The following is a 13,218-nucleotide window of genomic DNA, read 5'->3' as shown; positions in this document are numbered from 1 at the left end:
TACGTACAGGACGCGTTTTCCGTACTCTCCGTACCGAGGAGCCCTCATGAGCCCTGTCACAGAGACCGACGAACACAAGGCGCTCCGTTCCGCGGTCGCCGCTCTCGGCAAGCGCTACGGCCGTGCGTACATGACCAAGGCCATCGCCGAAGGCGGTCACCCCGACGAGCTGTGGGCCGAGGCCGGCAAGCTCGGCTATCTCGGGGTGAACCTCCCGGAGGAGTACGGCGGCGGAGGCGGCGGCATCGCCGAACTGTCCATCGTGCTGGAGGAGTTGGGCGCCGCGGGCTGTCCGCTGCTGATGCTCGTGGTCTCGCCCGCCATCTGCGGAACGGTCATCGCCCGCTTCGGCACCGAGGAGCAGAAGCGCACGTGGCTGCCGGGCCTGTCGGACGGCACCCGCACCATGGCGTTCGGCATCACCGAGCCCGACGCCGGTTCCAACTCGCACCGCATCACCACCACGGCCCGCCGCGACGGCACCGACTGGGTCCTGACCGGCCGCAAGGTGTTCATCTCCGGCGTCGACATCGCCGACGCGACGCTCGTCGTGGGCCGTACGGAGGACGCGCGGACCGGCAGCCTCAAGCCCTGTCTGTTCATCGTCCCGCGCGACGCCGAGGGCTTCGGCCGGCGGCAGATCGACATGGAACTGTCCAGCGCCGAGAAGCAGTTCGAGCTCACCCTGGACGAGGTGCGACTGCCGGCCGACGCGCTGGTCGGCGACGAGGACGCGGGACTGCTGCAACTGTTCGCCGGGCTCAACCCGGAGCGGGTGATGACGGCCGCGTTCGCCATCGGCATGGGCCGTTTCGCCCTCGCCAGGGCCGTGGAGTACGCACGTGACCGTACCGTCTGGAAGGCGCCGATCGGAGCCCACCAGGCCATCGCCCACCCTCTCGCGCAGGCCCACATCGAGCTCGAACTGGCCCGTCTGATGATGCAGAAGGCCGCGTACCTGTACGACGCGGGGGACGACGTCGGTGCGGGGGAGGCGGCCAACATGGCCAAGTACGCGGCCGGGGAGGCCTGCGTACGGGCTGTCGACCAGGCGGTGCACACCCTCGGCGGCAACGGCCTCACCCGTGAGTTCGGCCTCGCCTCCCTGATCACGGCGGCGCGCGTGTCCCGTATCGCGCCCGTCAGCAGGGAGATGATTCTCAACTACGTCTCCCACCAGACCCTGGGCCTGCCCAAGTCGTACTGAGCGCTCTAGGAGGAACCGTGTTCCGCAGCGAGTACGCAGATGTCCCGGCCGTCGAGGAACCGATCCACGACGCCGTGCTGGGCCGCGCCGCCGAGCGCGGCGAGACACCCGCGCTCGTCGACGGCGTCGACGGCACCACGCTCACCTACGCCCAGGTCGACCGGTTCCACCGGCGACTGGCCGCCGCGCTCGCCGAGGCGGGACTGCGCAAGGGCGACGTGCTCGCCCTGCACAGCCCCAACACCATCGCCTTCCCCGTCGTCTTCTACGGCGCCACGCGCGCGGGCGCCTCGGTCACGACGGTGCACCCGCTCGCCACACCGGAGGAGTTCGCCAAGCAACTGCGCGACTCCTCGGCCCGCTGGATCGTGACCGTCTCGCCCCTGCTGGAGACGGCCCGCCGGGCCGCCGAACTCGCGGGCGGCGTACGGGAGATCTTCGTGTGCGACCAGGCGGAGGGCCACCGCTCCATGCTCGACCTGCTGGGCAGCACCGCGCCCGAACCGCAGGCCGACATCGACCCGGTGGAGGACGTGGCGGCCCTCCCGTACTCCTCGGGCACCACGGGCGTCCCCAAGGGCGTGATGCTCACCCACCGCTCCATAGCCACCAACCTCGCCCAGCTCTCCCCGGCCATGCCGATGAACCCGGGCGACCGCATCCTCGCCGTGCTGCCGTTCTTCCACATCTACGGACTGACGGCCCTGATGAACGCGCCCCTGCGGCAGGGCGCCACCGTGGTCGTGCTGCCCCGCTTCGATCTCGACACGTTTCTCGGCGCCATCCAGGAACACCGCATCACCGGCCTGTACGTGGCACCGCCGATCGTCCTGGCGCTCGCCAAGCACCCCGCCGTCGCGGAGTACGACCTGTCCTCCCTGGAGTACATCGTCTGTTCGGCCGCGCCCCTGGACGCCGCGCTGGCCGCCGCCTGCTCGGCCCGGCTCGGGCTTCCGCCGGTGGGCCAGGCCTACGGCATGACCGAACTGTCGCCCGGCACGCACGTCGTCCCGCTCGACGCCGAGAACCCGCCCCCGGGAACGGTCGGCAAGCTCGTCGCGGGCACCGAGATGCGCATCGTCTCCCTCGACGACCCGGACAAGGACCTCGGGGTGGGCGAGCGCGGCGAGATCGTCGTCCGCGGACCGCAGGTCATGAAGGGCTATCTGGGCCGGCCCGAGGCGACCGCCGCGATGATCGACCCGGACGGCTGGCTGCACACCGGCGACGTCGGTCAGGTGGACGAGGACGGCTGGCTGTTCGTCGTGGACCGCGTCAAGGAACTCATCAAGTACAAGGGCTTCCAGGTCGCCCCCGCCGAACTGGAGGCACTGCTGCTCACCCACCCCGGCATCGCCGACGCCGCCGTCATCGGGTCCTACAACGAGGACAACAACGAGGTCCCGCACGCCTTCGTGGTGCGCCAGCCCTCGGCCGCCGGCCTCTCCGCGAACGAGATCATGCTGTACGTCGCCGAGCGCGTCGCCCCGTACAAGCGGGTCCGCGTCGTCACCTTCATCGACGCGATCCCGAGGGCGGTCTCCGGGAAGATCCTGCGCCGCGAACTGCGAGGCCTGTCATGACCGTCGTCCGCACGGAACACGAGCGCGGCATCACCACGCTCACCCTGGACTCGCCCTCCACCCGCAACGCCCTGTCGGCCGTCCTCGTGGGCGAGCTCGCCGACGCGCTCACCGGCTGCGGCAAGGACGGCGACGTACGCGCCGTCGTCCTGACCCACACCGGGAACACCTTCTGCGCGGGCGCCGACCTGCGCGACCCCCCGCCCCCGGACGCGTTCGTCGGCCTGCTCCGGGGGATCGTCGAGCTGCGCAAGCCCGTCGTGGCCCGGGTGGCCGGACACGTCCGGGCGGGCGGCCTCGGCCTGCTCGGGGCCTGTGACATCGCGGTGGCGGGCGAGGCGGCGAGCTTCGCCTTCACCGAGGTACGGATCGGGGTCGCGCCCGCCGTCATCTCGCTCCCGCTGCTGCCCCGCACCGACCCGCGCGCACTCGCCCGCTACTACCTCACCGGGGAGCGCTTCGACGCCGCCGAGGCGGTCCGCACCGGGCTCCTCACGGCGGCCGGGGACGACGTGGACGCCGTACTCGCGCCCGTTCTCGACGGGCTGCGCCGGGCGGCCCCCGAAGCCCTCGCCGAGACGAAGACACTGCTCACGGCTAAGGTGCTGGAGACCTTCGACCGGGACGCGGCGGACCTGACCGCGCTCTCGGCCCGGCTGTTCTCCTCCGCGCAGGCCCGCGAGGGGATGACGGCCTTCCTCGAACGACGGGATCCCGCATGGGTGGTGTGAGCGCGACGGAACACGCGGCACGTACTCCGCACGTCCCCAAACAGGACCGCAGCCGGGCCACCCGGCAGCGGCTCCTGGCCGCCGCCGTGGCCTGCCTCGCCGAACACGGCTGGGCGGGCTCCACGGTCTCCGTCGTCGCCGAGCGCGCCGGAGTGTCCCGGGGTGCCGCCCAGCACCACTTCCCCACCCGCGAGGACCTCTTCACGGCGGCCGTCGAGTACGTCGCCGAGGAGCGCTCCAGCGCACTGCGCGACCTCTTCCCCGACGGCCCCGCCGACCGGTGTGCCGTCGTCGAGGCCCTCGTCGGCCTCTACACCGGGCCGCTGTTCCGCGCCGCCCTCCACCTGTGGGTCGCGGCCTCGAACGAGGACCAGCTCCGTGCGCGGGTGACCGAGCTCGAGGGCCGCGTCGGCCGCGAGAGCCACCGCATCGCGGTGGACCTGCTGGGCGCGGACGAGTCCCGGCCCGGGGTGCGCGAGACGGTGCAGGGCCTGCTCGACATGGCGCGCGGTCTGGGCCTCGCGAACCTGCTCACCGACGACACCGGGCGCCGCGAGCGGGTCGTGGCGCAGTGGGGGGCGATCGTGGAGGAGACACTCGGCTGACCGCGGCGCGCGGCCGTGTCCGGCCGGTCCGGGTGCTGGGGCAGCGGCCCCGGCGCCGCCGTCAGGGGCTCAGCCGCTCGATCCGCCAGCCGCCGTCGGACCGGGCCACGTAGCGGAGCCGGTCGTGCAGACGGTTCTCGCGGCCCTGCCAGAACTCGACCGTCTGCGGGGCGATCCGGAAACCGCCCCAGTGCGGCGGTACCGGTACCTGCTCGCCCTCCGGGTAGCGGGCGTCCAGCTCCGCGTACGTGACGTCCAGCTCGCTGCGCCCGGAGATGACCGCGGACTGGGTGCTCGCCCAGGCGCCGAGCTGGGAGCCGTGCGGGCGGGTGCGGAAGTACGCGGCGGTCTCCTCCCGGTCCGTGCGCCGTGCCGTCCCGGTGACGATGACCTGCCGGGCCATCGGGTGCCACGGGAAGAGCAGCGAGATGTACGGGTTGTGGGCCAGCTCGTGGGCCTTGCGCGAGTCGTAGTTCGTGTAGAAGACGAAGCCCTGGTCGTCGTACTGCTTGAGCAGCACCGTGCGCGAGCTGGGCCGGCCCTCGGCGTCCGCCGTGGAGACGACCATCGCGTTCGGCTCGTGCACGAAACCGTGCACCGCGGCCTGGGCCGCCTGCTCGAACCAGCGGGAGAACTGCGCCATGGGGTGCGCGGCGAGATCACCCTCGTCGAGTCCCTCGGCGCGGTAGTGCGCCCGCATGGAGGCGGGATCGGCGGCGATCTCCTCGTGCGCGGCCTCGGCGGCCTCGGCCGCGGCCTGGATGAGGGGCTCGGCAGTGGATTCGTCCGCGAAACGATCGTTCACGGTCTCATCCTGCCGTATTGGGGCCCCCTTCCGGGGCGGGTGTGCGGGCAGGTGTGCTTCGTCACGCGGTGGCACTCAGTGCCGCGTACCCTCCCGGAAGATGGCACTCGGGGATATCGTGCTGGTGCCGTTCCGGTTGGAGGACCAGCCGTACGGGGCATCACCGGGATGACCGCTTTCGGACCGCGAGTCGGCGGGGACTGACCGAAGAGCATTCGGGAGTCTTCGCAGATGACCGTGGAACCGGCCGGCGAAGCGCCTCACCGTCGACCGTCGCCCCCACAGGGACGCAGGGTCACCCAAACCCCGACAACACCATCCGTCGTAAACATCACGAGGAGCCGCCTGATGTCCGACTTCGTACCCGGACTCGAAGGAGTCGTCGCGTTCGAGACGGAGATCGCCGAACCGGATAAGGAGGGCGGCGCTCTTCGGTACCGGGGCGTCGACATCGAGGATCTCGTCGGCCATGTCTCCTTCGGCAACGTGTGGGGACTCCTCGTCGACGGAGCCTTCAACCCCGGTCTGCCGCCCGCCGAGCCGTTCCCGATCCCCGTCCACTCCGGTGACATCCGCGTCGACGTGCAGTCCGCGCTCGCCATGCTCGCGCCCGTCTGGGGCCTCAAACCCCTCCTCGACATCGACGAGGAACAGGCCCGCGAGGACCTCGCCCGCGCCGCCGTCATGGCCCTGTCGTACGTCGCCCAGTCCGCCCGGGGCCAGGGCCTGCCGATGGTCCCGCAGAGCGAGATCGACAAGGCCCACTCCGTCGTCGAACGGTTCATGATCCGCTGGCGCGGCGAGCCGGACCCCAAGCACGTCGCCGCCGTCGACGCCTACTGGACCTCGGCCGCCGAGCACGGCATGAACGCCTCCACCTTCACCGCGCGCGTGATCGCCTCGACCGGCGCGGACGTCGCCGCGGCGCTCTCCGGGGCCGTGGGAGCCATGTCGGGCCCGCTGCACGGTGGCGCGCCCTCCCGCGTCCTCGGCATGATCGAGGAGATCGAGCGCACCGGGGACGCCGACGCCTACGTCCGCCACGCCCTCGACAACGGCGAGCGCCTGATGGGCTTCGGCCACCGCGTGTACCGCGCCGAGGACCCCCGCGCGCGGGTGCTGCGCCGCACCGCGCGCGAGCTGGGCGCCCCCCGCTACGAGGTCGCGGAAGCCCTGGAGAAGGCCGCCCTCGCCGAGCTCCACGCCCGCCGCCCGGACCGTGTCCTCGCGACGAACGTCGAGTTCTGGGCGGCCATCGTCCTGGACTTCGCCGAGATCCCGGCGCACATGTTCACGTCCATGTTCACGTGCGCCCGTACCGCGGGCTGGTCGGCGCACATCCTGGAACAGAAGCGCACCGGCCGCCTGGTGCGCCCCTCCGCGCGCTACGTGGGCCCCGGCTCGCGCACCGTCGGGGACATCGAGGGGCACGAGGGCATCGCCCACTGACCTCGTGCGGGCCGCCGGTCATCACGCCGGAGCGAGCAGCTCCGCGTGATGACGGGCGGCGGCGAGCGGGTGCGCCCGCAGCTTGCCCTTGAGCTCGTTGAAGCCGTACTCGGCGAACAGCGGGTTCGACGGGTCGTCGGTGACGCCGGGCGCGGCCGAGGCGTACGGGAAGGGCAGCGGCTCGATCCGGGCGTCGAGGCGCGGGTTGTAGAAGAACGGCACCGAGAACCGCTCGGTGGCCCCGGCCGGGCTCACCACCCGGTGGTTGGTCGCCAGGAGATACCCGTTCGTGGCGACCTCCAGCAGCTCGCCCAGGTTGACCACGAAGGCACCGGGCAGCGGCGGCACGTCGTGGAAGCGGCCGTCCTCGCGCTGCACCTGGAGCCCGCCGACCCGGTCCTGGAGCAGCAGCGTCAGGAATCCGTAGTCCTTGTGCGCGCCCACGCCCTGATCGGCTCCGTCGCCCGCGCTGCCCGGATAGCGCACCAGCTTCAGGTGCGGATGCGCCCGCTCGCCGAAGATCGGGTCGTAGAAGCCGGCGGGAGCCCCGATGGCGGTCAGCAGCTCGCGCAGCAGCCGGGCCGCGACCTCGCTCAGCCGTTCCATCCAGGTCAGCGCGGCCGTCCGCAGCTCCGGCAGCGCGGCCGGCCACTGGTTCGGTCCCTGGAGCCACCAGTACGCGGGCTCACCGGGGCGGGGCGTCCGCGCGGGCCGTTCGGCGCCTATGTCGAGCTGGTCCCGCCAGTCCCGGCTGCCGCCGGTGCGCTCGTCGCCCGTCCGCGTGTACCCGCGGAAGTGCGGTGAGCCGACGTTGTCCAGGGCCAGCCGGTCGGCCTCGGGGAGCGCGAAGAACCGGTGCATGGCCCGCAGCAGCGCACCGGTCTCGGCCTCGGTCACTCCGTGCCCGATGAGCTGGAAGAAGCCCACGTCGTGGGCGGCGCTGTGCAACTGCGCGTGCAGCAGCGCCCGTGCCTGGGGGCCGCGGCCGGCCGCCGAGAGGTCGATGATCGGAAGCTGCTGGTACGAGGGGACCGTCCGCCCGTTCGGGGCAGGCGTGGAGAACGTGGAAGACGTGTTCGTCGTCATGAGGTGCGTCCGCGAGGTCTACGGGTGCCCGGGGCGGCCGCCGGGGGTGGGGCGGGGGCCACGGGTGCCGGGTGAAGGGGAGAAGCCGTGCGAAAGGGGCTGGGTCAGGCTGAGCGCCGACAGCCCATGCTCGTGACGCGCACGAAATCCACGTGGCGGCGTCGGACGAGCATCGGAAGCATGGCCACAGAGTACTGCTCTCCGCGCGAACCACCTGTGACCTGGGTCACTCGACGGTCCGCGATCACTCGGAGGTCCGTCCGGAGGCGGGCACGGGCCGAAAACGCAGACGACCCGTGAGCTCTGGTCCCTCCGCCTCGCGGCGACGGGGCCGGCCGGACGCACCGGCGAGCTCACGGGTCGGGTGACTGCGTGGATTGGGCCGGCTGCGCGCACATCACACACGCTGGTCCGGCGCCGAACCGAGTCCGACAACGGGCCGCTAGCCCGCAGCCACCTCGTATGTCCGGATTTCCGTCATGAGCCGAACCACCTCCTCTCCTACGTGAGAACCACTCTAGGAAGGCCTCCCGGGAGTCTCAAGCGATTTATCGGGAAGCGTGGGACCGGGCTCCTGGGGCGGGAGGCGCGGGGCCGGGGCTCCTGGGGCGGGAGGCGAGGGACCGGGACTCCTGGGGCGGGAGGTGCGGAAATCCGGCGTACATCGATTTCCCCCATCTTCGGGGAACGAGGTGTGGGCTGGGTCACGTTCGAGTTGAATGGAGACGAGTGAGCGAACTGTCGCGCCGTACACACGGACGCAGCCTGCAGGGGGTCCAGGTGAGTGCTTCCCGGCGTAGTGGGACCACGGACGAGCTGGGGCCGGACGAGCCCGAGCCGGACGGCTCCGATCTGCTTGCCGCGCTGTTGGACGGCATGGACGCCGCCCTGTGCGCCTTCGACGCCGAGGGGGTCCTCACCCACTGGAACCGCGAGGCCGAGCGCATTCTCGGGTGGACGGCGGCCGAGGCCGTGGGGCGGCGCGGATTCGCCGGCTGGGCCGTGCGGACCGCGGACGCCGAAGAGGTCGAGGGCCGGCTGATGTCCGCCATGGAGGCGCCCGGCCGCCAGGTGCACGAGTTCGCGCTCCTCACCAAGGAGGGCGGCAGGGTGCTCGTCCGCACCCAGTCCGCCGCCGTCCGCGGCCCGGAGGGCAAGCCCGCCGGGGTGTACTGCGCCTTCAGCGAGGTGCATACCCAGATCGACCTCGAACGGTCCATCGCCCTGAGCGAGGCGCTCTTCGAGGACGCCGGCTGGGGCGTGGTGCTGGTCGACGCGGACCTGCGGCCCGCCGTGGTCAACGCGCACGCCGCGCAGGCCCTCGGGACCGGACGCAGTTCCGTCCTCGGCCGACCCCTGGGGGACCTGCTCTCCCGGGGCGTCGAGGAACTGGAGAGCGCCCTCACCCACGTCCTGTCCGAGGGCGCGCCGCCGGCCCCCGCGGAGATGTGGGTCGGCCTGCGCACGCCGGAGGGCGAGAAGCGGCGGTGCTGGCTCAGCGGCTTCGTGCGGCTCGCCTCGCCGCTCGCGGAGGAACCCGTGCCGCTCGGTGTCGGCTGGCTCTTCCAGGACGTGACCGAGGCCAAGCAGACCGAGCAGGAGGCGGCGCTGCTGCGCTTCCGCGCCAACCAGCTCCATCGCGCCGCGCGGGCCGCGGCCGAGTGCGAGAACCCGGGCGAGGCCGCCGCCGTCCACCTCGACTTCGCCCTCGCCGGCTTCGCCGACCACGCCCTGGTCGACCGGGTGGCCGGAGGCCGCCGGGCGGACGGGGAGGGGCCCGTAATGCTCGTACGGACGGTCGCCACGCCCGCCGGGGCACCCGGGCCGAGCCACATCACGGGGAAGGCCGGACTGCCTCTGCGCTACGGGGAGGGGCACCCCGCGCTCCAGTGCGTGGACCGCGCCGGTTCGGTACGGGCCGACGCGGCCGCCGCCGACGCCGAGCAGGCGCGCGACTGGGCTCTCGCCCGGCAGTGGCCGCGGGACTCCGTGCACGCCCTGTGCGCGGTGCTGCGCAGCCGCGGGCGGACGCTGGGGGTCGTGACGTTCCTGCGGAGCGCGGGCCGCAGCCGGTTCGAGCGCGCGGACGCGATGTACGCGGAGGACGTGGCCGTACGGATCGCCGCGGCCCTGGACCTGGAGGAGCTGGCGGGAAAGTCCTGAGGACGCCGTGGGGCGCGCCCCGGGGCAGGCCTGTCCCCCGGGCATCCGGCTCCTCAGCGCCGGTAGAAGATCCGGTCCCCGTACTCCGTCATGACCCGTCCGTTCCACTCGTGGCCGCCGTCGACGTTGCCCGAGCGCAGCAGGGGCGGTTCGATGCCGCGGTCCGCGAGGGCGCCGGCCGCGGTGGCCATGACGGCCTGGAGGAGGGCCGAGGTGACGACGGTCGAGGCGGGGGCGAAGGGTGCCTCGATGGAGTCCAGGGTCAGCTCCGCGTCGCCGACGGGGATCCGCGAGTCGAGGACGACGTCGCAGTGGTCCTTGAGGTAGGTGCCCGACACGTGCCGTGACGTCGTCTCGGTGGCGTAGGCGACGGAGGTGACGCCGATGACCTTCACCCCCAGGGCACGGGCGTTCATCGCCATCTCCACGGGGAGCGCGTTGCGGCCGGACAGCGAGATGATCACCAGCAGGTCGCCGGAGCGCAGCGGGCTGCAGTCCAGGACCGCGCTCGCCAGACCGTCGACGCGCTCCAGGGCGGAGCCCAGGGTCGCGGGCATGACGTCGACGCCCACCACTCCCGGTACGGCGAGCAGGTTCATCAGGGCGAGGCCGCCCGCGCGGTAGACGATGTCCTGCGCGGCGAGCGAGGAGTGACCGGCGCCGAAGGCGAAGAGCCGGCCGCCGTCCACCACGGTGTCCGCGATCAGGCTCCCGGCCGCCTCGATCTCCCCGGCGTCCTCGTCCCGTACCTGCCGCAGCAGGCCGATCGCGGCGTCGAAGAACTGCCCGGCAAGCATGCTGTCGCTCATCGGCGAAGCCCCTTAGAACTCTCGTCGGCTTGGACGTCTCGTCGGCGCCGGGTCGGCGCAGGGCGGGCGGACGGCTGAACCGGTCGCCCGGCGCGGCCGTACTCCCCGGTGTCGCGGATCACGTTGCGGTCTGGACCACTGCCCTGTCAATACGGCTTCCGGGGGCGCCCCGATCACGGCGGGGAGGGTCCCCGCGGGCCGGCCGGGTGCCGTGCCCGCGGGGATCGCGGGGGTGATCGCCGCCAAGCGGTTTCGCGGGCGAGGCACGGTTGTCGGTGCTATGCGTCAGAATTGAGTCCAGGGCCAGCGCACACGCCGGTGGGCCATCGAGTCTCCGGCAGAGCTAATCGAGGGGCACACGAATGTCCGGACTGATCGACACCACGGAGATGTATCTCCGCACCATCCTCGAGCTGGAGGAGGAAGGCGTTGTCCCCATGCGCGCCCGGATCGCGGAGCGGCTCGACCAGAGCGGCCCGACGGTGAGTCAGACGGTGGCGCGGATGGAGCGCGACGGTCTGGTGGCGGTGGCGAGCGACCGGCATCTGGAACTCACGGACGAAGGGCGGCGGCTGGCGACCCGCGTCATGCGCAAGCACCGCCTGGCCGAGTGTCTGCTCGTCGACGTCATCGGCCTGGAGTGGGAGCAGGTGCACGCGGAGGCCTGCCGCTGGGAGCACGTGATGAGCGAGGCGGTGGAGCGGCGCGTGCTGGAACTGCTGCGCCACCCGACCGAGTCGCCGTACGGAAACCCGATCCCGGGCCTGGAGGAGCTGGGCGAGAAGGACGGCGCGGACCCGTTCCTGGACGAGGGCATGGTCTCGCTGTCCGAACTGGACCCGGGTGTGGACGGCAAGACCGTGGTCGTCCGGCGGATCGGGGAGCCGATCCAGACGGACGCCCAGCTGATGTACACGCTGCGGCGGGCGGGCGTGCAGCCCGGTTCCGTGGTCAGCGTGACCGAGTCGGCCGGCGGCGTCCTCGTCGGCAGCGGCGGCGAGGCCGCGGAGCTGGAGGCGGACGTTGCCTCTCATGTGTTCGTCGCCAAGCGCTGACACGGTCGGCGGGCTCACCGGCGGCCGTGCCACCGGCGGCCGTACTTCCGGTATCCGCGACTCCGGTATTTCCGGTTCCGGATTCCGGCCTTGTTCCACCCGCGCTTCCGGTACCCGCGAGGGGCAGTTCCCGGGCGCCGACCGAGGGGCCGGCAGTCGCTGACCTCCACGTCGGCGTCCGGGAGCACGCCGGACACCGTGGGACGCACCCGGCCCGTACTGCCACGGGCGTGTCAACTGCTGTGACAGCAGGGGCAGTTGTGATGGTTCCGCGACCTTCTCGAAACGAAGATTCAGTGTGTGGAATCGCAGCGCCGGGACCGTTTGCGTGCAAGGCTGTCGCGTGAGGCATATGACCTGAGGGCTCTTGACCGTGTCCGAGAGCGATCGTGCACGGTCGGGGAGGGGGCGTAAGGATGTGCCGTAGATGTGGAGAGGGCCCCGGCGCCGTTCGGCGCCGGGGCCTGTCCTCCCCCTGTGCTGACCCGGAGCCCCGAGCTCCCAGGGTCATTCCCTTCGGACCGTTTTCCCCGAGCGGTCCGCCTCCCGCAGAAGATCTCCCCCGGGCGACGGCGGTCAATCCTTGTGGGCGGTCACTCGAACGAGGGGTGTTGCGGCCGGAAAGGTCATTTTCGAATCCCCATTCGATAACGTGACGATGAGGTGGAATGAGGTCCGAGCGAGCCAGGGGGGTGCCATTACCGATGGTGCGGCGCATCGACGTGACGGGAGCGGGCGGTGTACGCCTGGCCGCCTGGGAGTTCGCCGATCCTCCCAAGAACGAGCAGCCGAAGGCGCCCGGCGTGCTGTTACTGCACGGCCTCATGGGCCGCGCCTCGCACTGGGCGTCCACCGCCCGCTGGCTCTCCGAGCGGCACCGCGCCGTCGCCCTCGACCAGCGCGGTCACGGCCAGAGCGACAAGGCCCCGGAGGCCGAGTACACCCGTGAGGCCTACGTCGAGGACGCCGAAGCCGCCCTCGACCAGCTCGGTCTCGGACCGGCCGTCGTCGTCGGCCACGCGATGGGCGCGCTGACCGGCTGGCAGCTCGCCGCCAAGCGCCCCGATCTCGTCCGCGCCCTGATCATCTGCGACATGCGGGCCTCGGCGCTCGGCGCCGCCTCCCAGCGCGAGTGGGAGGACTGGTTCCAGGCCTGGCCCGTCCCCTTCGCCACACTCGCCGACGTACGGAAGTGGTTCGGCGAGGACGACCCCTGGGTGGAGCGCCGCAATCCCTCCCGCGGCGAGTTCTACGCCGAGGTGATGCACGAGTCCCCCGACGGCTGGCGCCCCGTCTTCGAACCGGAACAGATGCTCAAGTCCCGCCAGACATGGGTGTACGACGCCCACTGGGAAGAGCTCACCCAGGTCCGGTGCCCCGCCCTGGTCGTACGCGGCCTCGACGGCGAGCTCGGCCGGGCCGAGTCCCAGGAGATGGTCCGGGTCCTGCCGCGCGGCCAGTACGCCGAGGTCGCCGACGCCGGCCACCTCGTGCACTACGACCAGCCCGAGGCGTGGCGCGCCGCGATCGAGCCGTTTCTGGACGGAGTGCTCACCGGACCCTAGGGCCGCCGCCACCCGGACGCGTCACGAGATGATCACGAAGGTCCATGGGATCTTCACGGTTGGTTCACAAGCTGTGCCCAATAGCCTTGCGGTGCGGTGCGCTGTCTCGGCCGCTCAGCTCACCTTTCAGGGAGACGCGCACCGACCCGCGAAGGAGTGA

Annotated in this window: 11 protein-coding genes; 8 read left to right on the top strand and 3 right to left on the bottom strand. The window is 71.9% G+C overall.

The annotated features are described in order from the left end of the window. The first annotated feature begins 46 nt into the window (after nucleotides 1–46). The 4 genes from OG410_RS19225 to OG410_RS19210 are packed head-to-tail and all read left to right on the top strand — an operon-like array spanning nucleotide 47 to nucleotide 4,126. The gene (locus OG410_RS19225; protein WP_329300319.1) at nucleotides 47–1,207 is read left to right on the top strand and encodes an acyl-CoA dehydrogenase family protein; all 1,161 of its coding nucleotides are present in this window, start codon (nucleotides 47–49) and stop codon (nucleotides 1,205–1,207) included. A 17-nt stretch (nucleotides 1,208–1,224) separates the two neighbouring features. Beyond that, nucleotides 1,225–2,790 (top strand): 4-coumarate--CoA ligase family protein, encoded by a 1,566-nt coding sequence (locus OG410_RS19220; protein ID WP_329300318.1) that lies wholly within the window; start codon nucleotides 1,225–1,227, stop codon nucleotides 2,788–2,790. Further along, nucleotides 2,787–3,521: an enoyl-CoA hydratase family protein gene (locus OG410_RS19215; RefSeq protein WP_329300317.1), complete on the top strand. Its 735-nt coding sequence runs from the start codon at nucleotides 2,787–2,789 to the stop codon at nucleotides 3,519–3,521. The genes OG410_RS19220 and OG410_RS19215 overlap by 4 nt, the downstream gene beginning before the upstream one ends. Further along, complete coding sequence (locus tag OG410_RS19210; RefSeq protein WP_329300316.1) at nucleotides 3,509–4,126, top strand: TetR/AcrR family transcriptional regulator; 618 nt, start codon at nucleotides 3,509–3,511, stop codon at nucleotides 4,124–4,126. The genes OG410_RS19215 and OG410_RS19210 overlap by 13 nt, the downstream gene beginning before the upstream one ends. Before the next feature lie 61 nt (nucleotides 4,127–4,187). Here OG410_RS19210 and pdxH read toward each other — a convergent pair whose 3' ends face one another. Further along, nucleotides 4,188–4,826, bottom strand: a complete 639-nt coding sequence (gene pdxH / locus OG410_RS19205) for a pyridoxamine 5'-phosphate oxidase (protein WP_329304168.1) — start codon at nucleotides 4,824–4,826, stop codon at nucleotides 4,188–4,190. Between the two features lie 453 nt (nucleotides 4,827–5,279). Between pdxH and OG410_RS19200 the strand changes: the two genes are divergently transcribed. After that, a complete protein-coding gene (locus OG410_RS19200) occupies nucleotides 5,280–6,380 on the top strand; it encodes a citrate synthase 2 (RefSeq protein WP_329300315.1) in 1,101 nt (366 codons plus the stop codon). Nucleotides 6,381–6,401: 21 nt separating this feature from the next. Here the strand turns inward: OG410_RS19200 and OG410_RS19195 are convergent, their stop codons facing one another. Next, complete coding sequence (locus OG410_RS19195) at nucleotides 6,402–7,466, bottom strand: isopenicillin N synthase family dioxygenase (RefSeq protein WP_329300314.1); 1,065 nt, start codon at nucleotides 7,464–7,466, stop codon at nucleotides 6,402–6,404. A 780-nt stretch (nucleotides 7,467–8,246) separates the two neighbouring features. Here OG410_RS19195 and OG410_RS19190 point away from each other — a divergent pair. Next, on the top strand, nucleotides 8,247–9,629 hold the full coding sequence (locus OG410_RS19190; protein WP_329300313.1) for a PAS domain-containing protein: 1,383 nt from the start codon (nucleotides 8,247–8,249) through the stop codon (nucleotides 9,627–9,629). A gap of 53 nt (nucleotides 9,630–9,682) precedes the next feature. On the opposite strand, the gene OG410_RS19185 is transcribed toward OG410_RS19190, so the two are convergent. Then, nucleotides 9,683–10,438, bottom strand: coding sequence for an SIS domain-containing protein (locus OG410_RS19185; protein ID WP_328669710.1), 756 nt, complete (start codon nucleotides 10,436–10,438; stop codon nucleotides 9,683–9,685). A 362-nt stretch (nucleotides 10,439–10,800) separates the two neighbouring features. Between OG410_RS19185 and OG410_RS19180 the strand changes: the two genes are divergently transcribed. Beyond that, the gene (locus tag OG410_RS19180; protein ID WP_326787123.1) at nucleotides 10,801–11,493 is read left to right on the top strand and encodes a metal-dependent transcriptional regulator; all 693 of its coding nucleotides are present in this window, start codon (nucleotides 10,801–10,803) and stop codon (nucleotides 11,491–11,493) included. Between the two features lie 704 nt (nucleotides 11,494–12,197). After that, on the top strand, nucleotides 12,198–13,058 hold the full coding sequence (locus OG410_RS19175; RefSeq protein ID WP_329300312.1) for an alpha/beta fold hydrolase: 861 nt from the start codon (nucleotides 12,198–12,200) through the stop codon (nucleotides 13,056–13,058). Nucleotides 13,059–13,218: the final 160 nt, after the last annotated feature.

Source organism: Streptomyces sp. NBC_00659 (genome assembly GCF_036226925.1).
Lineage (GTDB): Bacteria > Actinomycetota > Actinomycetes > Streptomycetales > Streptomycetaceae > Streptomyces.
Note: the sequence above shows the minus strand (reverse complement) of the source record. Positions and strands in the feature narration are given on the sequence as shown.

Bases quoted from the DNA above. Each gene is read 5' to 3' on its own strand.
- OG410_RS19225 (WP_329300319.1), top strand. From the start codon at position 47: ATGAGCCCTGTCACAGAGACCGACGAACACAAGGCGCTCCGTTCCGCG.
- OG410_RS19215 (WP_329300317.1), top strand. From the start codon at position 2,787: ATGACCGTCGTCCGCACGGAACACGAGCGCGGCATCACCACGCTCACC.
- OG410_RS19210 (WP_329300316.1), top strand. From the start codon at position 3,509: ATGGGTGGTGTGAGCGCGACGGAACACGCGGCACGTACTCCGCACGTC.
- pdxH (WP_329304168.1), bottom strand. From the start codon at position 4,826: ATGCGGGCGCACTACCGCGCCGAGGGACTCGACGAGGGTGATCTCGCC.
- OG410_RS19200 (WP_329300315.1), top strand. From the start codon at position 5,280: ATGTCCGACTTCGTACCCGGACTCGAAGGAGTCGTCGCGTTCGAGACG.
- OG410_RS19195 (WP_329300314.1), bottom strand. From the start codon at position 7,466: ATGACGACGAACACGTCTTCCACGTTCTCCACGCCTGCCCCGAACGGG.
- OG410_RS19185 (WP_328669710.1), bottom strand. From the start codon at position 10,438: ATGAGCGACAGCATGCTTGCCGGGCAGTTCTTCGACGCCGCGATCGGC.
- OG410_RS19180 (WP_326787123.1), top strand. From the start codon at position 10,801: ATGTCCGGACTGATCGACACCACGGAGATGTATCTCCGCACCATCCTC.
- OG410_RS19175 (WP_329300312.1), top strand. From the start codon at position 12,198: ATGGTGCGGCGCATCGACGTGACGGGAGCGGGCGGTGTACGCCTGGCC.